We start from the raw sequence: 26,690 nt of genomic DNA on the forward strand, positions 1-26,690 counted from the left end.
GTTTGTTAAATTCTTAAAACAATTAATTTAGAATTACAAATTTTCCTTTTTTAATTTTTCCGTTAGTTTTTGTAACATAAATGTAAACACCGCTTGCTAATTTATTCATGTTATTATCCAAACCATTCCAAGTTACAATCATTTTTCCAGAAACTGAAATCGGTAATGAATGATTATAAATCAAATTCATGTCGGAAGAATAAATATATAATTCTGAATTTCCGCTTTCATCCGCAAATGTTGGAAAACAAATATTTGAAAATTCATTATAATTAAACGGCTGCGGATAAACAAAATCAACATGCATTCTTTCCATATAATTTGATGCAAGCTCGTTATTTATAATGTAACTATGACCAATATAACTGCTATTATTTCCATCAATTTTTGCAAAGTAATTTTCACCGACAGGAAACGAACCGTTAAATGTACTCGTTTCGATTGTAAAATCTATATCAATATTATTTCCCGTGGTTAAAGTTCCTTTAACATCAGAGTTACTAAATATTGCAAAAATAGAATCCGGCATTCCTTGTGAATTATCTTTTACCAATAAATAATTTAACGAAGTTGGCTCGCAGCTTATCATTATTGGCATTTGAGAAGGATTTAAATCCATTTCCAAAGTTCGTTTAATTAGCGGATAAAATTCTGCTTCCGAAAAATATTTACTTTCTTTAGATCTATAGTTTGTAAAAAATAACCAAATTCCAAATTCATTAAATAAATCGGTAAAAGAATAACCAAATTCACTTATAGAGTTTTGTAAAGCAATTATTGCTCTTTGATTTTTTTCGCTCATTAATTCCCAGCTTCTTTTAATAATTTCATCACCCGTATTTGGAGTTTGAGAAGCAAATTTTTCCCGTAAAAAAATATTCCAAATTGAAACATCATAGCCGTCATTACTGAAATCAAATCTTGTAAATCTTCTGTTTGGTTTATTGAAATAACTTTTCATGTAATTGTAATAATCATTCACATGATCGTAAACAAATTCTTCCATTGATGTTGAAGTAAGTTCAAAATAAAATCTATCGGAATCCCGATAAATATAATTTCCAACTTGAATTGCATGATGAAATTCGTGTGCGGCTGTTACTCTTGCGGCTTCAATTCCTTTTGTATAAAATGATCCAATAAACGAATTATGAATTTTGATAAAACTTAAATATTTGTTTTCACCAATTTCATCTTCCATATTTGTTGAGCCGTAACCGCCTGCATATATTGTAACATAAACATCATATTTGTCATCGCCGCCGTAAGTTCCGTCTTTGGGCGGAGCCGGATAACCTAAAATTTCAACTTCATAAGTGTAAGCCGAATCAAAAGCAATTGCTAATTCTTGAATATCATAACCGGGAACATTTACGCCGGTTGTATCAAAATGAATTCTAAAAAATCCGGAAGGACTTACAATACTTTTCTGCATTTCCGGTCTTTCTAAAATTTCTTCTATCTTTTGTAATTGGTCAGATGAAAATTCCGATAAATGAGTTTTTACAGATGCGGAAAGTCCAAATCCGCATTTAATATTTTCATCATTTGTAATTTGAAATTGTGAGGAAATATTTGATTGTGAATTTCGTAAAATAAATTCTTGGTAAAGTGAATCTAAATTTTGCGCAAAAGTAAATTCAACAAATATGAATAAAATCAACAATAATTTTCTTAACATCAAATTCTCTGAAATTTAATAAAATTCTCTTTTGATGAATAAACTAAATAAAGTTTACCGCCAAAATTTTCAATAAAATAATCAATAATATTTTCAGTCGAGAAATCCGCAAGATGTTTTATTGTTCGCGTTGTAAAATCCATTTTAAACTTTTGCACTTTATTATTCTTCCTAAAATATAAAATATAATTTTTTCTTTTATCTTGAGAATACCAAAAATTATTTTCATCAACAGTTGAATTTCCGAACAATGAATATTTTGTTTTAATCTGCTTTGTATTTTTACCGTCAAATAAAATAATTTGGTCGCTGTTTTTTTGATGAAAAATTGTAAGAACCGATTCCTTATTATTTTTTCTCAATCTATCAATTATTGTAACTTTCGGTTTTTCATTTTCGGCAAATTTAATATTGAAAAGTTCTCTTTTTTTGCCATTCTTAAAATTCTTGAATGAAAGATAACCATTTAAATTCTGCCAATAAAAAATTTCGTTAATTGAATTTATCATTTGATCAATTACATTTGCTTCAATAAAAACAGAAGATTTTATTTTATATTGATCTTTTTCAAACTCCATTTTTCTTAAATATAATTTATCCAAATCTTTCTGCAGAGTGTAAATATTATCGGATGAATCAATTATAACTTGCTGAATTGGATTTGTCGTATAAATAAAATTTTGCGGCGAATTATTTTTAGATTTTCTTTCAGCTGAACGAATTTCTATAAGTCTTTCATTTTGGGAAAACGCAGTTATTAATTTTGTTTTGGGCGACCAAGAAATTTCTGAAAAATCGTTTACAAATTTTTCCAAATTTTGATTAGAAAATATTCCATTTTTTGTCGATGAAAGATTTGTTACATAACTATTTTCTTTATCCGTAATTAAAAAATTACTCTCAAAACTGTTGCCGGATTTTTTATAATAAATTTTATTTGGCATTCCGCTAATTGAATAATTAAATGACTTTCCCCATTTTCTCTGCGAATCAATTTGTTTGATTAAACCTTTTTTGCTTAAAAGTAAGATTGCGTTTACATATTTATTTTTCAAATATTTTAAATCTGTAATTCCATCAAAACTATAATTTATTATATTGTAATTGATGTCATTCAACTTTACATATGCTTTATTTTCATCGCTATTTACAGCGGCAATATCTTTAAATCCATTTTTATTAAAATCATCTATTTCATAAATAGTTGGAACAAAATCAAAATTAAATTTTAAATTTTGGGAAAACGAATAAACTGAATCTCCCATAAGAATTTTTATTCCGTTTACATCTGTAATTGCGAGATCCGTAAAATCATCATTATTATAATGAACTTTTTTCAGCGATAAAAGTAATTCTGTAAATGGAATTTCTCTCGACTCGGTGAAATTAAAATTAGAATAATTCTCTAAAAATTTTAATGAATTGTTTAAAATATCAATCCCTATCAAATCACTATTTCCATCTTGATTAAAATCCAGCGGAATAATTTCGCGTAAAATATTTTCTTCAAGAGCTGATTGCTGCGTAAGAGTAAAACCTTTTGCAACAAGTATTTCAAATCCGTTAAAATTTGGACCAAAAACTATAGCTTCATTTTTTGAATCATTGTTAATATCAATAATATCAATTGATGAAGGATAAGAATTAAATTCAATTTTACTTAATAACCGCAACGAATTATTTGAATTGAAGGAAACGAGTCCGGCTAATCTTTTATTCCGCGAAACAAATAAATAATAATTTTCACCTTTTTTTGAAGTAGTTAGCCATTTAAAATCATCAATTGGAAAGAAGAAAGATTTCTTTTCCGGCGGAGCAAAAGATGAATCAGGCAAGCCTTTATGAAGTACAAAACTTTTAGATTGACCGCCGTACAAAATTATATCGTCAATTCCGTCATTATTGAAATCAATAAATGAAAATTTTGTAAAACCGGGATAAGTTTTGATAATTTCAGAAATTCCAAAATTATTCAAAATAGTTTGAGCAGAGACATTTGCTGAAATAAACAATAAAAAAATATACTTAACTATTGTTTTTCCTTTCGGTAAGTCTTTGTTTTCTTCTTTGAAGAGCTTCGTCAAATCTCCTCTTTTCATCTTCGGTTTCCGGAATAATCTCAAATGCTTTAGCGGGTTTGCCATTTTTATCTACACCAACAAATGTAAGATATGCAGAGTTTGTGTGCAAATTTTTTCTTGAAATATAATTTTCTGTAATTACTTTTACACCAACTTCCATCGATGTATTAAATGCTCTATTTACCGAAGCAATTAAAGTTACAACATAACCTAATTTTATTGGATGATGGAAATCTATTTTATCAACAGATGCAGTTACACAAACTTTTTCTGCGTGTTTGCTTGCGGCCAATGCGGCACAAATATCAATCCAATGCATTAATTGTCCGCCCAACAAATTTCCCAGCTGATTTGTATGCTGAGGCAAAACCAATTCAGTCATAGTTACAATTGAATCTTTTACAACTTTCCTTTTTGCCATTTAGGAATTCTCTAATTCGGTATTAAGTTCTTTTAGTTCTTCAATATTTTCATCGCCGGGATATTTAGTAATGTATTCCGCAATATTTCTTAAAGCTTCATCTTTTCTATTTTTTAAGACTAATAAATTTATTAGTCTGTAATGAGCCAAAGGCGCAAATTTCGAATCAAAATAAGTGTTCTTAACATTTTCAAAATATTGAATTGCAGCATTGAAATATTCCATTTTCTCGTAAATCAATGCGCTTTCATATTCCTTCTCAGCAAATTTTGAATATAATTCGGCAATCTTTTTTTCGGCTTCTTCAACTTTGGGATGCGTTGGGAAAAATTCTATAAATGCTTGAAATTCCTCAATTGCTTTTTTAGAAAAACTTTGTTCTAACTGGTAACTTGGCGATAATTGAAAATAAGATTCAGCCAACATAAATTGTGAATCTTGAACAAAATCGCTTGCCGGTGTATCTCTAATTAATTTGCTGAACTCATAAGCTGATAATAAATATTGTTCTCTTTTAAAGTATGTGAAAGCCAAAGAATATTGAGCATCATCATTTATTGAACTTCCTGTATATTGAAGTAAAATTGATTGAAATTCTCTTACTGCTTCTTCATAATCTTCATCAAGCATTAACTTTTTTGCATATTCCAAATGCTGCTCGGCTGTTAAAGTTGTTGTATCAACTGATGATGAACAATTCCAAATTAAAATTGCAGTAAGAAATAAAATTGAAAATTTTTTCATTTGATATTTTTCCTAAATCACATTTTAAAAACTATTATATTAAAATTATTATTTGCTTCTTACATTAAAAAATAAATAAACCGCAACCGCTGCGGTTCCAATTGCAATTGTTGGTTCAACTAAACTTGAGAAAAACGGTTCACTCGGTATTTCCGGCGAAGTAAATCCGTAAGCAATATTTTGAACAGAATTTAATTCGCTTAATGCTAAAGTATCCGAAAAAATAAAATCAAAATTTGTAACTTTCCCTAAATTTCCGTTTGAACTAAAATAAAAAGAACCTTCCAATTTGATTTTTCTATTAACTAAGTAATCACCAAAAATTCCGTCTCTAAACATTTCCGGATATTCAACCAAAATATTTTTGATCGAATAATTCAGAATTTCATTATTATTTTCCGAGGAATTCAACTTAATTCGCACATTTTGCAGTTTTTCAATAACTGAATTTGATAAAGCATTATAATCTTGCGGTGAATTAAATTTAAATTCGTAATTAATATTTTTGTTCGGATTTGCAGAATTAATTTTCAAAACCGAAACTCCGAGTAAAGAATCTACAACTTCTAAATTTGTTTTTATTTGCGCAGATAAAAAAGAATTTAGTAAAAAAATTATAATAATTATTGATTTCGAAAATTGCATTAACATAAATTCTAAATTTTGAATTGCAAAATACCCAATTAAAAATCAAAATAAAATGTACATTCTATTGACCGTTTTACTTAAAATTGATTGAAATATTTGTTTGTACACTTTTTTCAGATTTTCAGTTCCTTTTATTTTTAAGATTTAATCAAAGGGCAAAAATATATCATCTTGCCTTTATAATAATTTATCTTTAAAATCCCTTTGTAAATTTTAAGTAATTATGAAAAAAATCCTCATTTTTGTTTTAATAACAATTTTTAATTTTTCTGTTTTCGGACAAGAAACATTTAAATTTTTGATGTTGGATCAAAGTCCGCGCGCTTCCGCATTAGCCGGAAGTTTTGTTTCAAATAATGATGATCCAAACGTAATTTTTTATAATCCTGCCGGAATTAGTTACTTAAAAGAATCTCCGATTTCATTTTCATTTGTAAAACATTTGCTTGATATAAATTCCGCAGCACTTTCATATTCGCAAGAATTTGAAGGAATTGGAAGATTTGGAGCAGCTATTCAATATATTAATTATGGTACTTTTGATGGAAGAACAATTAAAGGAGAAGAAACCGGTGAATTTGGCGCCGGAGAATTTGCTGCGTTAATTGGTTATTCAAATTTACTTGGAAATAATTTTTATTACGGCGCAAATATTAAATTTATCTTTTCGGGAATTGCAGATCGTTCATCAACCGGAATTGCAGCAGATTTGGGTTTACATTATTCAATTCCAGAAGAAAGATGGAATTTTGGATTTTCAATATTAAATCTCGGTTCGCAAATTTCCCAATATTATTCTTATGATGAAAAACTTCCGCTTGATATTCGTTTTGGATTTTCAAAAACTCTACTTCATCTTCCGTTTACTTTTTTTGCTTCATTAAACAAACTAAATGGAAATTATGATTCTTTTGGCGAAAGGTTTCAGCAGTTTACTTTTGGCGGCGAATTTAAATTAAGCAGCGTTATTAAACTTAGATTAGGTTACGATAACGAAAAACGTAAAGAATTTAAAATCGGCGGAACCGCCGGTTTAGCCGGAATTAATTTAGGGGTAGGAATTTTAGTTTCGAAATATAATTTTGATTATTCATTCTCATCATTTGGAGAAGTTGGCGCAATTCACAGAATCGGAATTTCAACAAATCTTTAAATCCAAAAGTTTACTTTCAAATTATTTTATTTCCTCAATTTTCAATAATTTCATTTAAAATTTATACATAGAAATATTTTAAAAATTCAATTCCGTTATTAAGATATTTTTGTATGAATAAATTCTTTTTTTATTTAATTTATCATTAGTTGATGTTAAGAAAGTTGATATTACTCAATCATAACTTTCAATAAAAATGAATGATAATATAAATTCCCCAATCTACACAATAAGTAATGCCGCAAAAATTTTAGAAATTTCTGTTCATACTTTAAGAATGTATGAACGAGAAGGTTTAATAATTCCATTCAGAAAAAGTAGTAATCAGAGATTATTTTCCGATAAAGATCTTGAAAGAATAAGATGTATAAAAAATACAATTAGCGATATAAAAATTAATATTGAAGGAATTAGAAGAATTCTGGCTCTTTTACCTTGCTGGTCAATAATTAATTGCTCGCAAAAAGATAGAAACAATTGTGATTTTTACCAAAATTATGATAAGCCATGCTGGATGATCAACCATAAAAATAATATTTGTAAAGATAGAGATTGCAGAGAATGTGAAGTTTATAAAAGTTTTGGTAATTGTGCATCAATAAAACAAAAGCTTAAGGAATTATTGCCGTAAATTTTTCAAAATTAGAGGAATAAATGAAATCAAAATTACTAACAATTATTTTATTATCTTCAATCTTAACTTATGCTTCAGAACACGGAATTTATTTGTTGACTAACAAATCAGTTAGCGGAAGCATTTCAGAAATTCAAAAAACCATTGTTGATAACGCAGCAAAAAATGGTTTCAAAGTACTAAATTCAATTCCAATACACACTCCGGATTATATTAAAAAGGATTCAAAAGATTTATGTGGTTTTAAAGCACATTTAATAATTTTAACTTCTCAAGAATATTTAAATACGCTTACATCTTACGGCTCAAAATATTTAATTGCAGGATTTTTAAGAGTTGGAATTTATGAAACGCCTCAAGGAACAAACGTAATTATCACAGATCCGGAAACAATTAATAGAATTGTTTTTAATGATTTATATGAAAACGATAAACAGAATTTATATAATGAAGTAATAGCAAAAACAAAAATTCTAAAAGTTAAATTAGTCGGATTTTTACATAATTCAGTTGCGGGCGAAAAAGTTCAAAAAAATATGGAACCAATTAGGGATAATGATGATTTAGCTGAATCATCAAAAGATATGTTTATGATGGTTGGACCTTTAACATTATTTAATGATGAAGATCAATTTCCTAAAATTTACAGCGAAGAGAATAAAAATGGTTTAGAGGGATTAAAAAATTTGAAATCTGAATTTGTAAAAAATTTAGAAACATTTCAGCCAAGTGAAGATGATAAAAATTACAGATATTACAAAAATGAAGATGATCTAAAGTGGAAAATTGTTTCGGAAATTGAATCACCAAAAAAAGATGCAATTTTGTTGGGTATTACAAGACCCCAAACAGAAAGTGTTTCGTTCAATATTTCCGGAAGTGCGAGAGAAAAGAAAGGAGATTTGTGCCCCGGGATTGATCACCTTACCGCTTATCCAATTGAAATTCTTCTGATACAAGAAGGCAATAATTTAAATGTTTATACACAAAAAGAAATGCATAGAATGGATATGTATTTCTGGGATGCTGGAATGTCGGCGTTTATGAATCATATGAGCATGCCCGCAATTTTAGATGAATCAATAAAAAAAGCATTACTCGGTAAAAAATTTATTGAGGAATAAAATACCTAATTATATTATATTTAATATTACATACCAATCATTATGGAGGAAACATGAAAAAAATCTCAAAACTTACTTTGAGTATAATTATTACAATTGCAATAAGTTCAAACATTTTTGCTAATGGATTGAGTTTAAATAGTTTGGGTTCGCGAGCTTTAGGAATGGGCGGTGCATTTGTTGCACTTTCTAATGACGCTACTGCAATTTACTGGAACCCAGCAGGTTTAGCTGATCAAAAATCTTCTGTATTAGCTTACTTTACTGGAGTTATGCCAATTGGTTCTTACCAGTATGAATTTCCACTTGCTGGAATAAATATTGACACCAAAACTGAAAGTAAAATTTACCCTACTGGTGGACTATTAGGAGTTTATAATTTAGGAAAAATTTCTGTTGGGCTTGGTGTTTATGTACCAGCTGGATTAGGTGCAACATGGGATGGGGCAGATTTAGCTGCTTTCTCTGGAACACAAGCTTTTGAATGGGAATCTCAAATAGGTGTTGTCTCAATTTCTCCAGCTGTTGCTTACCAAGTAAATGATCAATTTTCTGTCGGTTTGGCATTAAATTTTAACTATGCGATGTTTGATTTATTAAGACCAGATGCTGCTGATTTGAATAGAGATGGAGTTGCTGAAACTCCAGTACAATATACTGAAGAATCAACTGGTTTAGGTATAAGTGCAACATTAGGTCTAAAATATGAAATTTGTCAACAAATAGCTGTGGGAGCAACTTTTAGAACAGCTTCTTCTGTTGCAATGGATGGAACAGCTGATATTGACTCAAAAACATTAGGCAATATAATTAATACTGATTTTAGCAGAGAAGTTACCTGGCCTATGTGGATTGGTGGTGGAGTTGCTTATAAACCAACAAAATGTTTAACAGTAGCATTAGATGCACAATATAGTAATTGGGGAAAACTTGATAAATTAGTTGCAGAATATGATAAAATGCCAGAGGGTGAGTTTCTATTAGATTGGGCAGATGCTATACAAATTCGTTTGGGCGGTGAATATATGGTTTCTCCAGCTACAGCAATTAGATTAGGTTATTATTATGATCCGGCTCCGGCTCCGGATGAAACTTTAAATATTTTATTCCCATCTTCTACAAATCATGTTTTCACTGGTGGAGTAGGTTACAGCTTTGGAAATTATACTGTTGAAGCAGCTGCAGAATATTTATATGGCGCTGATAGAGATGTTGAAGCCTATCCAAATTTATTACAAGCTGAAAATATGCCTGGTTTACATCATTTAGATGTATTTGCTTTCAGTGTTGGTTTTAGTATGGGGTTATAATTTTTTATAAGATGCGATCTTTTAAAGATCGCATCTTTTTAATTCTATTTTCAAACTTTAATTCTTTTCAACGCCATTTTTGCTTTATCGTGTGACCCATTATAATCTCTCAATTTTAATAATTCCTTATTAATTTTTACTGCACTGTTTTTATCACCTTGCTGCTCATGTATTTTTGCTAAATAAACCAATGCACTAATTAAAAACCCGGAATCTTCATCTTCATTTTTATCTAAAGTGCGCGATATTTCCTCACAAGTTTTAAAATTCTTTTTTGCCAAATCAATTTGGTTTCTTTTCATTTGCTCAACTGCAACATAATAGCTTGCTTCTCTTAAAACTTTATTATTATATCCAACTAATTTTTGCGAATTCTTATCCATTAAACTTTTGAATATTTTACTCGCTTTAGTGTAATCATTTTTCTTAATAAAAATTCTTCCCAAATATTTTTCAAAGATCGGATTGTTGGGAAACATTTTTGTCAATTCTTCGGCATAAATTTGTGCTTTATCAAAATCTTCTTCAAATTGATAAAATGAAGTGAGTAAAAAAAACTTCGATTCTATTGCCGCATATTTTGCTTTTTGCGCTGCAGTTGTTAATTGCTCAATTCCCTTTTTCTTATCCCCTTTCGGAATAAACATCATCGCCGGTTTTATAAAAGGATATTTTTCCGGAATTGCTTCCGCATAATAATTGTAAATTCCGAAACCAAGTTTTACGTCTTCATTTTTCGGATCAATTTCATAAGCTTCGTAAACTAACGGAAGCGCATCTTTCCCATCTAAAGCGGCATCAAACCATTCTTTACGAATTGAATATAATCTTCCTCTAAATCCGAGTGAACCGCCTTTGAAAAATATTGCATCAACATTTTCATCATTTTCATCAAGCAAATCATCACAAAAATCAATTACGTTTTCTAATTTTTCTTCAAATATTTCATCATATTCTTCGTTGTCTTGGTCAATCATTATTTTCCACCAAACAATCATTGCATCAAAAAATTTTCCGGCGGGATGTTTTGGAAAATCTTTCTGAACATGTGAAAAAGTTTTTTCGGCTTCATCAAATTTTATGTTATAAATTTGGTTAATTCCCAAATTCAACAATGAATCAAATTTTGCAGTTTGCGCATTTACAATGTTTGAAATTATAAAAATTGCCGCAAGTTTAGATAAAATTTTTGTGTTCATATAAAATTTGTAATTTGTTTTAAGATTTCTATTTTTAACTAAACATTAATTAAATTGTTCCCATATCAAAATAGTAAATATTATGAACATTCAGATATTCGGCACAAAAAAATGTAACGACACAAAAAAAGCAGAGCGTTTTTTTAAGGAACGGAATATTCAAATTCACTTTAGGGATTTAGCGGAAAAAGGAATTAGCCCAGGCGAATTGGAGAATATTCTTCACAAAATTGATGAAGAGAATTTGATTGATAAAAATTCTAAACAGTTTGAGAAACGCGGTTTGAAGTATATGATTTTTAATTTAAAGGAAGAACTTCTTTCCGATCCGCTGCTAATAAAAACTCCAATTGTTAGAAATGGAAAAAATGTTACTGTTGGATACGAACCGGAAGTTTGGAAGGAATGGATGAAGTAAAATTGAAAGATGATTGACTTCTGTATTTTTTCTTACTCTTATTCTTAATCCTAATCTTACTCTATTATTTAATTAGCAAAAAGATTAAGAGTAAGATTAAGAAAACAAACTGAAAAAATGCTAAAACAAAATTTCTCTCTTGTTAAATTCTTCAACTAAATTTTCGTAACCGATAAATTGAATTCCATCCCAGTTTATTTTTTTGCTGCGTTTACATAATCCAAAATATCATCAATAAAAATGTGGGTTTCACTTGGTTCTTTTGTAAAATTTTCAACGGCTTTATAAATTTTTTCTTCCGGTTTTACAGCCCCAACTTCATGTGAAAGAATTAATTTATCGAAATTTTCTAAAAACTTATTTTGTTCCCATCCAAATTTTTTGTGAATATGATTTGTGTTTGAAAGTAAAACTAATTTATAATTTTTTTTGAGTTTCGGAAGTAATTCAATTACATTCAAATTCATTGTAAATATTTCGGAAAATATTTTACAAAATTCATCTTCGGAAATTTTATTTTCCAGCCATTCCAAATTTATTTTAATAAAATCTTCGTTAGAAATTTTCCCCGATTCATAATCTCTATGAATTGTGTAATTCTCAAGATATTTTTTAAAATATTTATCACCTAATCCGTTTTGAATTAAATTATAATTTTTCACCCATTTTTGATGATCAAATGGTAAAAGCACATTTCCCAAATCGAAAACAATTGTGGAGTATTTTTGTTTATTCATATTATTCTAACTTTCTCATTTGCCAAGTTTGTCATTTTGATTTCGATGTATTTTCTATTAATAAAAATTTCATTTTTACAAAAGATCCGGTCTTTTAAAAAGATCGGATCTTTATTGATTTAATTATTTTTCAATAGTTTTATTTTACTTCAAACATTGAATCACTCAATCCGGAATTGGTCTTTACCGATGTTACTTCCAAATTAATTGATTGCGGTCCTAATGTCTGTGCAAGTTTAAAAGGATGTTTCATTCCATCAACATCTCTATAATCATCCAAATCAATTGTTTGTGTAAAAGTTCCTTGCGGCGAAGTTACACTGTTTACTTCACGAATTTTCAAACTTGTTTCCTTATCATAATATTGTGTGGATTTTTTTCCGGATGGAATTGTTGAAATTATTTTGTAAGCATCTTTTCCGTTTATTGTTTCAATTCCGTCAAGTTCAATTTTAACATTATTTTTTGCATAATCTAAAAACGAATTTAAGATTGCTTGGAATTTCAGTTCGTCAAGCATTTCGCCTTCCAAATTTTGCACTTGTCCCATTCCTTCTACTTTTCCTTTTTCTCCATCAAAAACTGTTGTTTGTTTTCCGACAGAAAAATCCAATTCTTGAAAAAGTTTATTCGGTGCTTTTTGAGCCATTGTCAATTTTATGTTCATTCCTTGAACAACGCCTTTGTATTCAACTATTTTATCCGTAACGGCAGAAATTTTTTCTCTTCCGCCGGTTGCTTCAATAAATTTTTCAATTATATTTTCGGCAGTAATTCCTTCTTCAACTTTCTTAACATTTGGATCATATTCTTTTCCATAAATATCATAATACTGAACTTTTCCGCTTACGCTGAATTTCTTTAAATTTTCTGCAACTTCTTTTGCGTTTCCAACAACAATTATTTGCGCATTACTTGGTTTCAAATATTTTTTTGCCATTTCCTGAACATCATCAGCAGTTACTAAGCTTAAATTTTTAAGATAATTTTTATAATAATCTTTTGGAAGATTATACATTGCAATATTTAATGCAAATCGCGCAATGGTTTGCGGATTTTCAAGTGATCGAGAAAAACTTCCATTTAAATAACTTTTAATTCTTTCAAGTTCTAATTCCGGAACTTTCTCATTTCTCAACCTTTTCAATTCATTAAAAATTTCTGTAATTGCGCTATCCGTTACTGAGTTTCTAACTGTCGCCGAAGCATTAAAATTACCAATAACTTTATCGGAATTTAAAGAACTTCCGGCTCCATAAGTGTAACCGTGTTTTTCTCGCAAATTTTGATTTAATCTTGCAGAAAATGTTCCGCCTAAAACTGCACTCATTACGGATGCTTTTATTAAATCCGGACTATTTTTTTCTAACTCAACGGGATAAGTTACATTCACAACAGATTGAACCGAAGCATCACGATTTGAAATTCCAACTTTTGTAACTAACGGAGCTTTTGGAGTTGGAAAAGTTAGATTTTCAATTTCTCCCTTTTCCCATTTACTTAAAAACTTTTCACTAATTTTTTTTGCTTCTTTTAAATTTATATCACCGACAAATACTAAATATCCAATATTTGGTTTAAAGAATTTCTTATAATAATTTTTGCACATATCTAAAGAAATTGAATTAACTGATTGTTCCGTCATTACTTCTCCGTATGGATGATCGGCACCATAAGTTAAAACACTTCTAAGATTAGAAGCAATTGCATCCGGTTCTTCTTTTGCAGCAGCTAAACCGGAAAGCATTTGCTTTTTAAGTTTATCTAATTCCTCTTGCTTGAAATCGGAATTTAAAAGTACATCGGAAAATATTTCCATCAACTTATCAAAATGTTTTGTAAGCGATGAACCGGAAATACTTATACCGGAAGTATTTAGATTTGCTCCAATAAAATCAATCTCTTCATCAATTTTTTCTTTTGATCGAGTTAATGTTCCTCTTCTTAAAAGTTGTCCGGCTAATTCAATATAACCGGTATTTTCTTTTTCTAAAATAGGATCTCGATCAATAATTAAATTGAAATTTATTTTGGGAAGTTTGTGATTTTCGATTACAAATACTTTTAAACCATTATCTAAAGTGAATGATTCATATTCACCCATATTTATTTCTGGTGCAGGTCCCGGTTTGGGTTGAACTGTTCTATCAACTTGTGCAACCAAGCTTAACACTCCAAAAAGAATAAATAAAATTACAATTTTAAATTTCATCTTAATTTCTCCAATTCATTAAAAACTTTTTATTGTTGAGCTGATTTTGGCAAATAATAAAGTACAACTCTATTTTCTTTTGTTAAATATTTTTGTGCAACATTTTGGATATCATCAATCGTAACCTTCATATATTTATCAATTTCGGAATTTATTAAATCAGTATTTCCATAAAGAACATTATAAGTTGCTAAATTATTTGCAATTCCCGCAACTGTAGAATTTCCGCTAACAAAATCATTTTCAATTTGGTTTCGCAATTTTTGAAATTCACTTTCGCTAATTTTTTCATTTATCGATTTATTTAATTCTTCTTGCATTGCAGTTTCTAAATCATCTGCTGTAATTCCCATATTGCTTATTCCGTATGTTATGAATAGCCCAGAATCTTCTAATGAAAATGGGAAAGCTCCAACATTTACTGCTTTTTGTTTTTGATCAACAACAGCTTTTTGCAGACGTGAACTTTCTCCGGAAGCTAAAAGTGTTGTTAGCATTGTAAGTGAATAAAAATCTTCCGTACCTAACGCTGGAATTCTATATGCTTGAAGCACAAGAGGAAGCTGAATATTATCATAAACCGTATCTCTAACTTCAGCAGTTAATGGTGGTTCGATAACATTTGGTCTGGGAATAATTTTTTTAGATTTTTGGATATCTGCAAAATATTTTTTAATTAATTCTTTTGTTTTTTCAATTTCAATATCACCGGCAATTACTAAAGTTGCATTTTCTGGGACATAAAAAGTTTTGTAAAAATCTCTAAATTCTTGAATTGTTGCTTGGTCAATATATTGAACTGACCCAATCGGCAGCCATGTATATGGATGTACTTTGTAAGCTCTTTTAAAAGTTTCTTCAATTACAGAACCATACGGTTGATTTTCATAGCGTTGTTTTTTTTCTTCCTTTACAACTTTTCTTTGTGTTTCTACTCCAACCGTATCAATCTTAGCATGCAACAATCTTTCAGATTCAATCCACAATCCTAATTCCAATTGGTTTGATGGAAGAATTTCATAATAATAAGTTCTGTCTTGAGAAGTGTTTGCATTATTTGTTCCTCCGGCACTTTCCATAATCTTATCAAACTGACCGCGCGGAATATTTTCGGAACCTTCAAACATTAAGTGTTCAAAAAAATGTGCAAATCCGGTTCTTTCGGGATCTTCATTTTTTGATCCGACATGATACATAATTGAAACAGCTACAATTGGCGTAGTTTTATCTTGATGTAAAATTATATGCAATCCATTATCAAGATCATATTCGGTAAATTCAATTTTTCTTGCTTGAGCAAAAATTAAAGTTACGGAAAGCAAAAACATTAAAATTAATTTTGATTTCATTTTTCTCCTAAAGCAGTTTTAGTTTAAATTATTTTTTTGTTGAAGTAATTTACTTAATCCAAATTACAAAAAAAAAGGAAGAATACTTCTCCCTTCTTTCTTCAAAATGTTTATCAACACAACTTCTTACTCTTACTCTTACTCTTAATCTTTTTCTTTACCTTAACTTTTCAAGAAAATATTTTAACAACTCTTTTTTATCCAATCTAATTTGTTCCATAGAATCTCTATCTCGCACTGTAACAGTTCCATCTTCCAAAGTTTGTGTATCTACAGTAACGCAGAAAGGCGTTCCGGCTTCATCTTGTCTTCTGTATCTTCTTCCAACTGCACCTTTATCATCATAGAAAACTTTCATAAACGGACGTAAATCATTTTCAATTTCGCGAGCAATTTCCGGCATTCCATCTTTATTTACCAGAGGTAAAATTGCAGCTTTAATTGGTGCAAGTTTTGGATGAAATTTTAATACAACTCTGGTTTCTCCGTTTACTTCTTCTTCATTATATGCATCAACCAAAAACGCCATAAATGATCTTGAAGCTCCGGCGGAAGTTTCAATAATAAATGGAATATATTTTTTCTTTAATTCTTCATCAAAATATTTTTGAGATTTTCCGGAAAATTCTTCGTGTCTTCCCAAATCAAAATTTGTTCGGTTATGAATTCCTTCAATTTCTCCCCAACCAAACGGAAACTGATATTCAATATCCGTTGCTTCTTTTGCATAATGAGCAAGCTTGTTTGCCGGATGATCATGATATCTTAATTTTTCCGGAGTCATACCCAATTTTTTAAACCATTCCAATCTAGTTGCTTTCCACGAATCATAATTTTTCTTGTCTTCACTGGGTTTTACAAAATACTGCATTTCCATTTGTTCAAACTCGCGTGTACGGAAAAGGAAATTTTTTGTATTAATTTCATTACGGAAAGCTTTGCCAATTTGCGCAATTCCGAACGGAAGTTTTTGTCGACTTGCACTTTGCACATTTAAGAAGTTTACAAAAATTCCTTGCGCAGTTTCGGGTCGCAAATAAATTGCGTTTTCTAATTTTTCGACTGGTCCAAGAAAAGTTTTAAACATTAAATTAAAATTTCGTGGAGTTGTAAAAGTTCCTTTATTTCCACATTGTGGACAATTTATTTCTTCCAAAAAAGAATCAGCGAAATCTTTATTTGATAACAGCAATTCAAATTTTTCATCTAAAGTTTTATCTGAATTAAGAATTGATTTTAAATTTTCATCATTTACTTTTTCTAAAAATGTTTCAAACAATTTTTCTTTCTTTTTGTCTGCAATCGCTTCTCCCAAAGTATCCAATCTGAATCTTGCTTTACATTGTTTGCAGTCAATCATTGGATCTGTAAAATTTTCAACGTGACCGCTTGCTTCCCAAACTTTTGGGTGCATTAAAATTGATGCATCTAAACCTTCTACATCTTCACGGTAAGTCATGGCTTTCCACCATTCGGATTTTATATTATTCAAAAGTTCAACACCTAACGGACCGTAATCCCAACAGCCGTTTAATCCGCCGTATATTTCACTTGATTGGAAAACAAAACCTCTTCTTTTTGCAAGAGATACAATTTTTTCAATTATATCATTTCTATTATTCTGTGCTATGGTAAACCTCACTTTGTTAAAAAGGATTTGCAAATATAATATTTTTTGAGAATTTGTGGAGTGTAGTAATTTGTGAAAGACGAATAATTCAATAAAATTTTAATTAAATATTATTGCCGATAAATAACCCACAACTTCAGAAGTATCTCCGGTTATATCTCCGGAATCTGTTTGCATCAATACTTTAGAATTTTTATAATTTTTATTTTTGAGTGCTTTCATTACTGCCACAATTGCTCCGCCGCCGCAAGCTTCACAATTTTTTGTTTCTAAATCTGATTGAAGTTTTTCAAATTCAAATTTATTTATGTGTTCAATAATTTTTCCATCTTTAATCTGGGCTTTTTCTCTAATATAAAAGTGCGATAAATCCGAACTTGCAATAAGTAAATTTTCATCATCAATAAAATTTGATAAAACTTCAGCTAATTCATCTACGAACATTTTGCTTTGATCACCAATGACAATAGGTATAAGTTTAAATTCTCCAATAGCAATTTGTAAAAACGGAAGTTGAACTTCCAAAGCATGCTCGTTTCTATGACCTTCTTCGCCGGAAAAAAATAAATTACTCTTATCTAAAATTTGATTTCTTAAATCAGAATTTATTTTAATTTGACCAAGAGGAGTTTTATATGCATCTCCATCATAAACTGAAATTCCCGGAAAATATTCTCTGTGACTTGGCGAAATAACAATTACGTTCTTAAATTTTTTCCCAATAATTGTTTTGTAACCAAACGTAGCAGTTTGTCCGGAATAAACATATCCGGCATGCGGAGAAATTATTCCGCCGACATTTTCATATTTATTTATTAAATCAACTTTATCAAAAAAATTATTTATCATTTTCTCAAGTTCAATTTTGGAGTTTGGATAAAACATTCCCGCAACTTTTGGTTCTCTAATTTTCATTACGATATTTCCTCTTCAGAAAATATAGTTGCAGTAAATGCTTTTAATTTTAGATTTTTCGTTTTCCAATATTCTTCATAAAGTCCCGCTTTTTTGCAAAGTGCCGATAAATATTGATCTTTATCAAGTTTGTGTTCTATTGGAACTTGAGGTAACAACAGCGCTTTCCTTCTATTCTCTTCTAAAATCAATCCGTGTTTACCCAAAATAATTTCGTCATAATTATTTAACGGAAAGGCTTCGGATAAAATTGAAATTTCCAATTTAATTTTAGCAAATTCACTTTCGCTTAATGGCTCAAATCGCGGATCATGAAAAGCCGCTTGAAATGCCGCATCCATAACGGTTTTGCTTAATTCGTCATCCGATTGAATATATCCGATGCATCCACGCAATTTTTTATTAATTGTAATTGTAACAAATGCTCCGGAATTAGTTTTTAGAATTGGAAATTCTTCAGATGTGGGAAGATTTATATGACTTGGACGAAATCCGGATTCTATTGAAAAATGCGCAAAAGAAAGAAGCATTTTTTTTTCTTGTGGAGTAAGTTCCATAAATCCGCCTAAAATAATTAAACAATTTTATACGAAATTAATTCTATTTTATTTTTGAGAACAATCAAATTGTTTTTATAAATGAAAAATGAATCCGGTGAATAAGAATTTATATTTTTATTTAAAACTTCTGTAATAAGTTTTTTCTTTTTATCAATATTGTAAACGGCAAACATATTATCAAGAAAATTATTTTCTTTTTTAAGATGATAATTGAACATTAATAAATCGCCGAATTTTATTAAGTCAATATTGCTTACACCACTTTTATGCTGAGTTTCTTTTTCAACTATTGCAGATAAATCTTTGTCATCATTATAAAAAGTTTCTGGATAAATATAATTTGCAAAATCTTCAGAATTAATATTTCCCAAAACTGATTTTAGTTTCTCATCTTCATTTTCTATTTTTTCAATTATTTCCCCGGAATGAAAATCCAGAACAATAATTTCTCTGCCTTCAAACTTTTTTTTGTAACCGTAAATTTTTGAATCAAGAATAGTTAGAAAAATTAAATCATCATTTTGCCATAAAACTTTTTTTTGTTGAATATCATAAACAATAATTTTTTTATGTTCCGGCATATTTGGTTTTGCATATTGATGAAATATAATTTTTTCATCGTAAATTTTTTCTACCCCAATCCAAAATTTTTCTTCCATTTGAAAATTTTTTAAAATTGATTTTCCACTTGTCAAATCAATATAATGATAGAAAACTTCTTTGTTTTCCAAATCTCTTGTTTCAATTAAAATTTTATCAGATTCAGAAATTAACAAACGCCAAATTTGGTTTTTATCTGTAAAGGAAAATGTTTTTTTAAGTTTCATAAAACCCAATAGAAATTGATGAAAATAATTGTTAAATGGCTAAATTGTTTTATGTTAGCAAAACAAAACAGCAAATAGTGATTTTTTAATTTATATTTTTTCAAACCTCGCTGTAAAATGTCTTAACATTGGAGCTTCATAAGTAAATTTATAACCTTTTAAATTTTCACGATTCTTGAAAACTTCAATTATTACTTCGGCAACATAATCAATATGACTTTGTGTATAAACTCTGCGAGGAATTGCCAAACGCACTAATTCCATTGGCGGAGAAACGGTTTTTCCATTTTCATCATATTTGCCGAACATTACACTTCCGATTTCAACTCCGCGAACGCCGCCTTCAATAAAAATTTCGCAAACTATTGATTGTCCCGGAAATTCTTGCGGGGGAATTTGCGGCAGAAATCTTTTTGCATCAAGATAAATTGCATGTCCGCCCGGTGGCTCTATTATTGGAATTCCGGCGTTCACCAATTTTTCGCCCAAATATTCAATACTTCTAATTCTATATTGAAGATAATTTTCATCAACAATTTCTTCCAATCCGTGCGCAACTGCTTCCAAATCTCGTCCAGCTAAACCGCCGTATGTTGGAAATCCTTCCGTAACAATTAACAAATTTCTGCACTTCATTGCTAAATCTTCATTGTTGATTGAAAGAAATCCACCAATATTTACAAGCGCATCTTTTTTCGCACTCATTGTTGCGCCATCAGAATACGAAAATATTTCTTGCGAAATTTCCAGCACACTTATATTCTCATAACCTTTTTCTCTTTTTTTGATAAAATATGCATTTTCTGCAAATCGACACGCATCAATAAAAAGCGGCAAATTATATTTTACACAAACTGATTTTACATCTTTAATATTCTGCATAGAAACCGGCTGACCGCCGCCGGAATTGTTTGTAATCGTAATCATAACGAGCGGAATATTTTCACTTCCTACTTTTTTAATAAATTCTTCCAATTTTTCGACATCCATATTTCCTTTAAAATCTGCTTTAATTTCCGGATGTTTTCCAATTTCGTTAAGTAAATCAACTGCTTCAGCACCGCTAAACTCAACATTGGCGCGGGTTGTATCAAAATGTGTGTTGTTGGGAATATATTTTCCTTTTCCGCCAATAATAGAAAATAGAATTTTTTCCGCAGCTCTTCCTTGATGTGTCGGAATTATAAAATTATGTCCCGTAATTTTTTTTACGGATTTTTCGAATCTGTAAAAACTTTTTGAACCGGCGTAAGATTCGTCACCTTCCATAATTCCAGCCCATTGTTTTGCGCTCATTGCGGATGTTCCGCTATCCGTAAGCAAATCAATAATTACGTCATCAGCTTTAATTAAAAAAGGATTGTATCCGGCATTTTCTAAAATTTTAATTCGTTCTTCCTTTGATGTAAATTTTATCGGCTCAACTGATTTTATTCTGAATGGCTCAATAATTGTTTTCATAATTCCTCAAAATTTTAATGTATTAACTTACGGCTTTTGGTTTTATTGAAAAAATATAAAAATGAAAAATTATTAATTCTTAAAATAGACTTAATTGTATTTTATTCTTATTTTATAATCAGCAAATAACAAATTTCCTCTTTATATAAATAAAATAAGGAATACATTTATGGATGAACTTAACAAACAAGATGATCAAATTGACGAAATAATTGAAGATGAAGAACTTGGAATTACGGATAAAATGATTGGAGTTTTATCTGAGCCTTCAAATTTATTTCAAAAATTATCAAACTTACCATACAAAACTATGGATTGGTTAATTCCAATTCTTTTGGTGATAATTATAGCGGTGGCTTCAAATTTTATTTTGATGAATAATCCGGAAGTGAAAGCTGATATTGTTGAAAAACAAATGGCACAATTTGAAAAGAATTTTCAAGAAGCAATTGATAAGGGACAAATGACGCAAGAGCAAGCTGATCAACAGCTTGATGCAATTCAAGAACAAATGGAAAAAGGCGGAAGTACACAATTAATATTTTCATCAATTGGAATAACAATAATTACATTTCTTTCATTTTTTATTATTGCGGGTGTATTTTTATTATTAGTTAAATTTGGTTTAAAAGGTGAAGGTGATTATAAATCTTCAATGCTGGCTTATGGTTTGCCTCATTATATAATTGTTTTACAAGTTATTGTTATGATAATTGTTGCAATTGCAATGGGAAAAATGTTTATGGATACGAGTGTGGGAAGCTTTATGAATGTTGAAAAAGATACAATACTTGGCTGGGTTTTACACAAACTTGATATTTTCTCAATTTGGTTTTATGCTGTTTTAAGTATTGCATATGCTAAGATGTTTAAATCTGAATCCACCACAAATTATTTTATTGCAATTTTTGGATTGTGGATTGGCTTTAGTTTATTGATGTATTTCGTAGTTCAAGCTGTTCCATTCTTAAAATTCTTCGGATTATAATATTTCTAAAACATCCTAAGTTTTCTGACTTGGGATGTTTACTATTTAAAATACTGGATAAAACAGTCACAATAAAAAAGTTTGATTACCGAAATTGTCTCCCAAAATTCTGTTTACTTAAGAATTAATCATGCAACTAAGCTATTTATTTTTAGATTCCGGCTTAAAACATGCCGGAATGACAAACTTTAAAATTTCTGGCAAATCACAACTTCTGTAAAAATAATGTCTGCAATTTCGTTCTTGAATTATAACTTTTAATTTTTCATTTTTAATTTTCTTCATATCACGCTTTGTGGATCAATATCAAAATATAATTTTACATCTCTAAATCTTGATCTTTGATTATAATCAACAAAAGCATTCATCAAAGCATTTCGCAAAATTTTTCCATTGGGATCTGATTTACGCAAACTTTTTATCATAATTTGATATCTAAAAATTCCTTTGATTTTTGCAATTACTGCTTCATTCGGCGGAAGTATAATTAATTTATCACTAAACTTCATTAGTCGTTTATTAAAATCATATGCGGCTTGTTTAGCTTTTTGTTCATCCTCATTTTTAATTTCAACAATTGCAATTCTAGAAAACGGCGGATAAAAATTTTGTTGTCGCAACAAAATTTCATTTTCATAAAATGATTTGTAATTGTTTTCCAAAACTTTTTGAAGAACAAAATTTTTGTAATTCTGAGTTTGAATTATTACTTCGCCTTCTTCTTTGCTTCTTCCAGATCTTCCGGCAACTTGTGTAAGTAGTTGGAATGTTCTTTCATCAGCTCTAAAATCCGGAAGCCATAAAGATGTTTCAGCGGAAATTACTCCGACTAAAGTTACATTCGAAAAATCCATTCCTTTAGAAACTATTTGCGTTCCGACTAAAATATCAATTTCACCTTTTCTAAAATTGTTTAAAATAATTCCCAACTTTCCTTTTTGCGCAATTGTATCTGAATCAATTCTCTCAATTTTTGCATTTGGAAAATGATAAGAAATTTCGTCTTCAACTCTTTGAGTTCCGGTTCCAAAATATTTCATATTAATTGAACCGCAAAATCTACAAGCTTTAGGAGATTGTTTTACTGCGCCGCAGTAATGGCATTTCATAACATTTTTATTTATGTGATAAACCATTGAGACCGAACAATTATCGCACATTTCAATTGTTCCGCAATCATCGCAATAAGCTTGAGTTGCAAATCCTCTTCTATTTTGCAGAATAATTATTTGCTCTTTTTTCTTTAATCGTGTATCAACAGCTTCCAAAAGTGTTTTGGAAAAAACTCCAACAACTCTATTTTTTTTCTTTTCGAGAATAATATCAACTAATTTAATTTTAGGAAGTTTTGCATTATCAACTCTTTCCGGCAATTCTAATAATTCATATTTTCCATTTTTTGAATTAAACATACTTTCAATCGATGGAGTTGCCGAGCCCAATAAAACCGGCACATTTACGAACATGCTTCTTATAATTGCCGCATCTCTTCCGTTATATTTTGGAATTAAATCATACTGCTTATAACTTTGATCATGTTCTTCATCGACAATTATCAATCCAATATTTTCTAACGGAGCAAAAACTGCAGAACGCGCACCAATTATAATTTTATATTTTCCTTTAATAATTCCGCGCCACGAATCATATCTTTCTCCAAGTGACATTCGACTGTGCATTACAGTAATTTCATTTCCAAAAGTATTATAAAAGCGAGAAGTAATTTGCGGAGTTAAAGAAATTTCGGGAACAAGAATTAAAATATTTTTTCCAATTTTTCTAGTTTGCTTTGCCAACTCAATATAAACTTGAGTTTTGCCGGAACCGGTTACTCCGTGCAATAAATATGTTTTAAATTTTTGCTGAATAATATCAACAGAAACTTTTTCTATAATATTTTTTTGATTTTCAGTTAATTCAAAATTTGGTTTTTCTTCGGAATAGTTTTCCGAATAAACTCTTTCAATTTCTTTATCGAAAATTTTAATAATTCCTTTTTTCTCAAGTGAATTTATTGACGATTGATTTGAATTTGTTTTCTTTAGCAATTCACTTTGCTGAATTTCATTTTCATTATTATTCAATAATTCGAGAAGAATTACAATTTGTTTTTCAGATTTTTTTTCTAACACTGGAATAATTTCATAAACTTCATCAACACTTTTCTGGAGTTTTATGAATTTCACTTTTTTAATTTTTACTTTAGATCCTTCAATTTCATCTATAATTGTAACTGCTCCGTTTTTCTCCAAAGTTTTGAGCAGTGAATAAATATTTTTTTTCTTCACTAATTTTTGAAGATATCCAATTTTATAAGATTCTTTTTCGGAAAGTAATTTCAACAAAATTGCTTTTGTACTTTTTTGATTTTTTTCTTTTGTAAACAATTCTTCACAAAATTCCCTATCAGAAATAATTGTTTTTTTCGATTCAACTTCTAATCCATACGGAACTGAGTTTTTTAGCGCTTCTCCAAGCGAGCATAAATAATAATCTGCAATCCATTCATAAAATTTTAAAGAATTTTCACTGAAGATTGGTTGATTATCTAAAACATCTTTTATTGGTTTTATTTTTTCTTTAACATCGGAAGTACTTTTAATTTTAATAACAAATCCGGTTAAAGTTCGTTTACCAAAAGACGCAACTATTCTTACTCCAACTTGAATATTTTCTTCAAATTCTTCGGGAATTGAATAAGTGAATGAATTTCTGAATGGCAAAGGAAAAACTACTTCTGCAAACAAATTTTACTCGACTGATTTTTCTAACAATGTTAAACTTTTATCGAAAGTATTTAAACTGGCTTTTACTCCAAAAGGTAAAGTAAATTTATTCTCAATGTGACCAAAAGATAAACCATAAATTACGGGAATTTTCAAATCACCTAAAACATCTTTAAATACTTGTTGAAGTGTTAACGAATTTTCAAATTCGGGATCTTCTTTTTTTACATCACAATTTTTAAAAACACCTAAAGCAATTCCCGCACAATTTTTAAATTTTCCACTTTGTTTCATTTGAGTCAACATTCTATCAATTCTGTAAGGTTCTTCGCCAATTTCTTCCAAAAAAATAATTTTACCTTTTGTGTCAATATCATATTCGGTTCCAATCATTGAAACTACAATTGATAAATTTCCGCCAACTAATTCTCCTTCGCAAATTCCATTATTTATAATTTCGATTTGATTTTCATCGGAATAAGAATTTTTCATTTTATAATTTTCTTTTGGCTCAAGAAAAATATTCTTTAAATGTTCCAATGAATAATCATTAAAAGTAGATGTTCCAACCGGTCCGTGAAAACAAACTAATCCGGTTTTTTTATAAATTGCATAAAGCAGAGAAGTAATATCGCTATATCCAATAATTATTTTGGGATTTTTTTTAATCGCTTCATAATCAATAAATTTCAACATTCTCGCACATCCGTAACCTCCGCGAACGGCAACAATTGCTTTAACTTCATCTTCCAAAATCATTTTATTAAAATCTTCCGCGCGGGCAGAATCACTTCCTGCTAAATATCCATATTTATCTTTTACCGCTGGATTGTATTTTATTTTAAATCCAAGATTTTCCAAATTATAAATTGCTTCGTTCAACTGCTTATCATTTATATAACTTGCGGGAGAAATTAGTCCAATTGTATCACCAAAATTTAATTTATTTGCTTTTAACTTTTGATGAAAAAAGTTTTCGGAATTTGGTGTTTCAAGTGATTTACATCCGCCGAAAAATAAAATTGCAGATAAAAAGATTTGCAGTGAACTTTTAAAAAATTGCATAATAACCTTGAATTTTACTTTTGTCAAAACTAAGTTACATAATAAATTTTTCAAAATTAACGGGAATGTAAAAATGAAGAAAATTATTGTATTGATTACGGTTTTTGTTCTATCAACTTTAACAATTAATGCAGATGATGCAAAAAAATATGGAAAAGAAATTACATTAAAAGATAAAACTCAAATTTCCAAAATTGTTGAAAATCCGGAAAGTTTTATTGGTAAAAAAGTTTTAGTTGAAGGAAATGTTGTTGAAGTTTGTGAGAAAAGAGGCTGCTGGATAAATTTGAGCAGCGATAAAGAATTTGAAACAATTCGTGTAAAAGTTAACGACGGCGAAATTGTTTTTCCGATGGAAGCAAAAGGAAAAAAAGCTTTGGTTGAAGGTGAAGTTTATTCAATAGTTGTTGAAGGTGAAGGTTGCGGCGGAGATTGTGCCGATGAGAAAAAAGAAGATAAAAATCACAAATGTGAGCATGAAAAAACCACAAAAAAAGTTTACCAAATCAAAGGTTTAGGCGCAGAAATAAAATAACATTTCTCATAAATCCCCAAATGATACTCTTTATTTTTTGGGGATTTAATTAAATAGAATGCTGGGTCTTTTTTTATTTTTTTAATTTATAAAACTTTAACAAGATACCATATCATTATTTTTAACTTATTTTAATTTAATAAATTATAGCATTTCTTTAAAATTTCTCTTGATTTGATTGCAATATTTCATTATTATATATCAGATTTGAAATTCTTTCTTTTACTGTTTCTGGTTTTACTCTTTTTATCACTAAACTAAAAGGAGAAAAC

The 26,690-nt window shown here is 29.3% G+C and carries 23 protein-coding genes and 1 pseudogene; 7 read left to right on the forward strand and 17 right to left on the reverse strand.

Features of this window, described 5'->3' with window-relative positions:
• Positions 1 to 22: 22 nt before the first annotated feature.
• From IPH62_03135 to IPH62_03155, 5 genes are read right to left on the reverse strand one after another with little or no spacing between them, the layout of a single operon-like run.
• Positions 23 to 1,681 carry a hypothetical protein gene (locus IPH62_03135; GenBank protein ID MBK7104257.1) on the reverse strand — a complete coding sequence of 553 codons (1,659 nt, stop codon included), beginning with the start codon at positions 1,679 to 1,681 and terminating at the stop codon, positions 23 to 25.
• The gene (locus IPH62_03140; protein MBK7104258.1) at positions 1,681 to 3,765 is read right to left on the reverse strand and encodes a hypothetical protein; all 2,085 of its coding nucleotides are present in this window, start codon (positions 3,763 to 3,765) and stop codon (positions 1,681 to 1,683) included. The genes IPH62_03135 and IPH62_03140 overlap by 1 nt, the downstream gene beginning before the upstream one ends.
• On the reverse strand, positions 3,707 to 4,183 hold the full coding sequence (locus tag IPH62_03145) for an acyl-CoA thioesterase (GenBank protein MBK7104259.1): 477 nt from the start codon (positions 4,181 to 4,183) through the stop codon (positions 3,707 to 3,709). Before IPH62_03145 ends, IPH62_03140 begins: the two co-directional genes overlap by 59 nt.
• Complete coding sequence (gene bamD, locus IPH62_03150) at positions 4,184 to 4,927, reverse strand: outer membrane protein assembly factor BamD (GenBank protein ID MBK7104260.1); 744 nt, start codon at positions 4,925 to 4,927, stop codon at positions 4,184 to 4,186.
• Positions 4,928 to 4,975: 48 nt separating this feature from the next.
• Entirely contained in the window at positions 4,976 to 5,578 is a 603-nt protein-coding gene (locus IPH62_03155) for a hypothetical protein (protein ID MBK7104261.1), read from the reverse strand.
• Between the two features lie 220 nt (positions 5,579 to 5,798).
• Between IPH62_03155 and porQ the strand changes: the two genes are divergently transcribed.
• From porQ to IPH62_03175, 4 genes are all read left to right on the forward strand, one after another.
• Positions 5,799 to 6,728 carry a type IX secretion system protein PorQ gene (gene porQ / locus IPH62_03160; GenBank protein ID MBK7104262.1) on the forward strand — a complete coding sequence of 310 codons (930 nt, stop codon included), beginning with the start codon at positions 5,799 to 5,801 and terminating at the stop codon, positions 6,726 to 6,728.
• 208 nt (positions 6,729 to 6,936) lie between these two features.
• Positions 6,937 to 7,359, forward strand: coding sequence for a MerR family transcriptional regulator (locus IPH62_03165; protein ID MBK7104263.1), 423 nt, complete (start codon positions 6,937 to 6,939; stop codon positions 7,357 to 7,359).
• Between the two features lie 23 nt (positions 7,360 to 7,382).
• Positions 7,383 to 8,486, forward strand: a complete 1,104-nt coding sequence (locus IPH62_03170) for a hypothetical protein (protein ID MBK7104264.1) — start codon at positions 7,383 to 7,385, stop codon at positions 8,484 to 8,486.
• Between the two features lie 53 nt (positions 8,487 to 8,539).
• Positions 8,540 to 9,796 (forward strand): outer membrane protein transport protein, encoded by a 1,257-nt coding sequence (locus tag IPH62_03175; GenBank protein ID MBK7104265.1) that lies wholly within the window; start codon positions 8,540 to 8,542, stop codon positions 9,794 to 9,796.
• Between the two features lie 50 nt (positions 9,797 to 9,846).
• On the opposite strand, the gene IPH62_03180 is transcribed toward IPH62_03175, so the two are convergent.
• Entirely contained in the window at positions 9,847 to 10,995 is a 1,149-nt protein-coding gene (locus tag IPH62_03180) for a hypothetical protein (GenBank protein MBK7104266.1), read from the reverse strand.
• 82 nt (positions 10,996 to 11,077) lie between these two features.
• Here IPH62_03180 and IPH62_03185 point away from each other — a divergent pair, with 82 nt between their 5' ends.
• On the forward strand, positions 11,078 to 11,413 hold the full coding sequence (locus tag IPH62_03185) for an ArsC family transcriptional regulator (protein ID MBK7104267.1): 336 nt from the start codon (positions 11,078 to 11,080) through the stop codon (positions 11,411 to 11,413).
• A 120-nt stretch (positions 11,414 to 11,533) separates the two neighbouring features.
• On the opposite strand, the pseudogene IPH62_03190 reads toward IPH62_03185, so the two are convergent.
• From IPH62_03190 to IPH62_03225, 8 genes and pseudogenes are all read right to left on the reverse strand, one after another.
• A pseudogene (locus IPH62_03190) lies at positions 11,534 to 12,150 on the reverse strand (HAD-IA family hydrolase).
• A 139-nt stretch (positions 12,151 to 12,289) separates the two neighbouring features.
• Positions 12,290 to 14,362 (reverse strand): insulinase family protein, encoded by a 2,073-nt coding sequence (locus tag IPH62_03195; GenBank protein ID MBK7104268.1) that lies wholly within the window; start codon positions 14,360 to 14,362, stop codon positions 12,290 to 12,292.
• Positions 14,363 to 14,391: 29 nt separating this feature from the next.
• Positions 14,392 to 15,711 carry an insulinase family protein gene (locus IPH62_03200; GenBank protein MBK7104269.1) on the reverse strand — a complete coding sequence of 440 codons (1,320 nt, stop codon included), beginning with the start codon at positions 15,709 to 15,711 and terminating at the stop codon, positions 14,392 to 14,394.
• Positions 15,712 to 15,868: 157 nt separating this feature from the next.
• The gene (locus IPH62_03205; protein MBK7104270.1) at positions 15,869 to 17,317 is read right to left on the reverse strand and encodes a glycine--tRNA ligase; all 1,449 of its coding nucleotides are present in this window, start codon (positions 17,315 to 17,317) and stop codon (positions 15,869 to 15,871) included.
• Positions 17,318 to 17,440: 123 nt separating this feature from the next.
• Positions 17,441 to 18,256: an AmmeMemoRadiSam system protein B gene (gene amrB, locus IPH62_03210; GenBank protein MBK7104271.1), complete on the reverse strand. Its 816-nt coding sequence runs from the start codon at positions 18,254 to 18,256 to the stop codon at positions 17,441 to 17,443.
• On the reverse strand, positions 18,256 to 18,813 hold the full coding sequence (amrA, locus tag IPH62_03215; GenBank protein ID MBK7104272.1) for an AmmeMemoRadiSam system protein A: 558 nt from the start codon (positions 18,811 to 18,813) through the stop codon (positions 18,256 to 18,258). Before amrA ends, amrB begins: the two co-directional genes overlap by 1 nt.
• Before the next feature lie 17 nt (positions 18,814 to 18,830).
• The gene (locus IPH62_03220; GenBank protein ID MBK7104273.1) at positions 18,831 to 19,643 is read right to left on the reverse strand and encodes a DUF4905 domain-containing protein; all 813 of its coding nucleotides are present in this window, start codon (positions 19,641 to 19,643) and stop codon (positions 18,831 to 18,833) included.
• A 90-nt stretch (positions 19,644 to 19,733) separates the two neighbouring features.
• Complete coding sequence (locus tag IPH62_03225) at positions 19,734 to 21,104, reverse strand: tryptophanase (protein ID MBK7104274.1); 1,371 nt, start codon at positions 21,102 to 21,104, stop codon at positions 19,734 to 19,736.
• Between the two features lie 169 nt (positions 21,105 to 21,273).
• Here IPH62_03225 and IPH62_03230 point away from each other — a divergent pair, with 169 nt between their 5' ends.
• Positions 21,274 to 22,092: a YIP1 family protein gene (locus IPH62_03230; GenBank protein MBK7104275.1), complete on the forward strand. Its 819-nt coding sequence runs from the start codon at positions 21,274 to 21,276 to the stop codon at positions 22,090 to 22,092.
• Between the two features lie 141 nt (positions 22,093 to 22,233).
• Here the strand turns inward: IPH62_03230 and IPH62_03235 are convergent, their stop codons facing one another.
• Genes IPH62_03235 through IPH62_03245 form a run of 3 tightly spaced genes read right to left on the reverse strand, consistent with a single transcriptional unit; the run spans position 22,234 to position 25,883 of the window.
• A complete protein-coding gene (locus tag IPH62_03235; GenBank protein MBK7104276.1) occupies positions 22,234 to 22,377 on the reverse strand; it encodes a hypothetical protein in 144 nt (47 codons plus the stop codon).
• The gene (gene priA / locus IPH62_03240; protein ID MBK7104277.1) at positions 22,374 to 24,839 is read right to left on the reverse strand and encodes a primosomal protein N'; all 2,466 of its coding nucleotides are present in this window, start codon (positions 24,837 to 24,839) and stop codon (positions 22,374 to 22,376) included. Before priA ends, IPH62_03235 begins: the two co-directional genes overlap by 4 nt.
• A 3-nt stretch (positions 24,840 to 24,842) precedes the next feature.
• Positions 24,843 to 25,883 (reverse strand): LD-carboxypeptidase, encoded by a 1,041-nt coding sequence (locus tag IPH62_03245; GenBank protein ID MBK7104278.1) that lies wholly within the window; start codon positions 25,881 to 25,883, stop codon positions 24,843 to 24,845.
• Between the two features lie 73 nt (positions 25,884 to 25,956).
• On the opposite strand from IPH62_03245, the gene IPH62_03250 reads away from it, so the two are divergent.
• Positions 25,957 to 26,418 carry a DUF4920 domain-containing protein gene (locus IPH62_03250; GenBank protein MBK7104279.1) on the forward strand — a complete coding sequence of 154 codons (462 nt, stop codon included), beginning with the start codon at positions 25,957 to 25,959 and terminating at the stop codon, positions 26,416 to 26,418.
• Positions 26,419 to 26,690 lie beyond the last annotated feature (272 nt).

It is taken from the genome of Ignavibacteriota bacterium (assembly GCA_016708125.1).
Taxonomy (GTDB): domain Bacteria; phylum Bacteroidota; class Ignavibacteria; order Ignavibacteriales; family Melioribacteraceae.

Bases quoted from the DNA above. Each gene is read 5' to 3' on its own strand.
- IPH62_03135 (MBK7104257.1), bottom strand. From the start codon at position 1,681: ATGTTAAGAAAATTATTGTTGATTTTATTCATATTTGTTGAATTTACT.
- IPH62_03145 (MBK7104259.1), bottom strand. From the start codon at position 4,183: ATGGCAAAAAGGAAAGTTGTAAAAGATTCAATTGTAACTATGACTGAA.
- bamD (MBK7104260.1), bottom strand. From the start codon at position 4,927: ATGAAAAAATTTTCAATTTTATTTCTTACTGCAATTTTAATTTGGAAT.
- IPH62_03155 (MBK7104261.1), bottom strand. From the start codon at position 5,578: ATGTTAATGCAATTTTCGAAATCAATAATTATTATAATTTTTTTACTA.
- porQ (MBK7104262.1), top strand. From the start codon at position 5,799: ATGAAAAAAATCCTCATTTTTGTTTTAATAACAATTTTTAATTTTTCT.
- IPH62_03170 (MBK7104264.1), top strand. From the start codon at position 7,383: ATGAAATCAAAATTACTAACAATTATTTTATTATCTTCAATCTTAACT.
- IPH62_03175 (MBK7104265.1), top strand. From the start codon at position 8,540: ATGAAAAAAATCTCAAAACTTACTTTGAGTATAATTATTACAATTGCA.
- IPH62_03180 (MBK7104266.1), bottom strand. From the start codon at position 10,995: ATGAACACAAAAATTTTATCTAAACTTGCGGCAATTTTTATAATTTCA.
- IPH62_03185 (MBK7104267.1), top strand. From the start codon at position 11,078: ATGAACATTCAGATATTCGGCACAAAAAAATGTAACGACACAAAAAAA.
- IPH62_03195 (MBK7104268.1), bottom strand. From the start codon at position 14,362: ATGAAATTTAAAATTGTAATTTTATTTATTCTTTTTGGAGTGTTAAGC.
- IPH62_03200 (MBK7104269.1), bottom strand. From the start codon at position 15,711: ATGAAATCAAAATTAATTTTAATGTTTTTGCTTTCCGTAACTTTAATT.
- amrB (MBK7104271.1), bottom strand. From the start codon at position 18,256: ATGAAAATTAGAGAACCAAAAGTTGCGGGAATGTTTTATCCAAACTCC.
- amrA (MBK7104272.1), bottom strand. From the start codon at position 18,813: ATGGAACTTACTCCACAAGAAAAAAAAATGCTTCTTTCTTTTGCGCAT.
- IPH62_03220 (MBK7104273.1), bottom strand. From the start codon at position 19,643: ATGAAACTTAAAAAAACATTTTCCTTTACAGATAAAAACCAAATTTGG.
- IPH62_03225 (MBK7104274.1), bottom strand. From the start codon at position 21,104: ATGAAAACAATTATTGAGCCATTCAGAATAAAATCAGTTGAGCCGATA.
- IPH62_03230 (MBK7104275.1), top strand. From the start codon at position 21,274: ATGGATGAACTTAACAAACAAGATGATCAAATTGACGAAATAATTGAA.
- IPH62_03235 (MBK7104276.1), bottom strand. From the start codon at position 22,377: ATGAAGAAAATTAAAAATGAAAAATTAAAAGTTATAATTCAAGAACGA.
- IPH62_03245 (MBK7104278.1), bottom strand. From the start codon at position 25,883: ATGCAATTTTTTAAAAGTTCACTGCAAATCTTTTTATCTGCAATTTTA.
- IPH62_03250 (MBK7104279.1), top strand. From the start codon at position 25,957: ATGAAGAAAATTATTGTATTGATTACGGTTTTTGTTCTATCAACTTTA.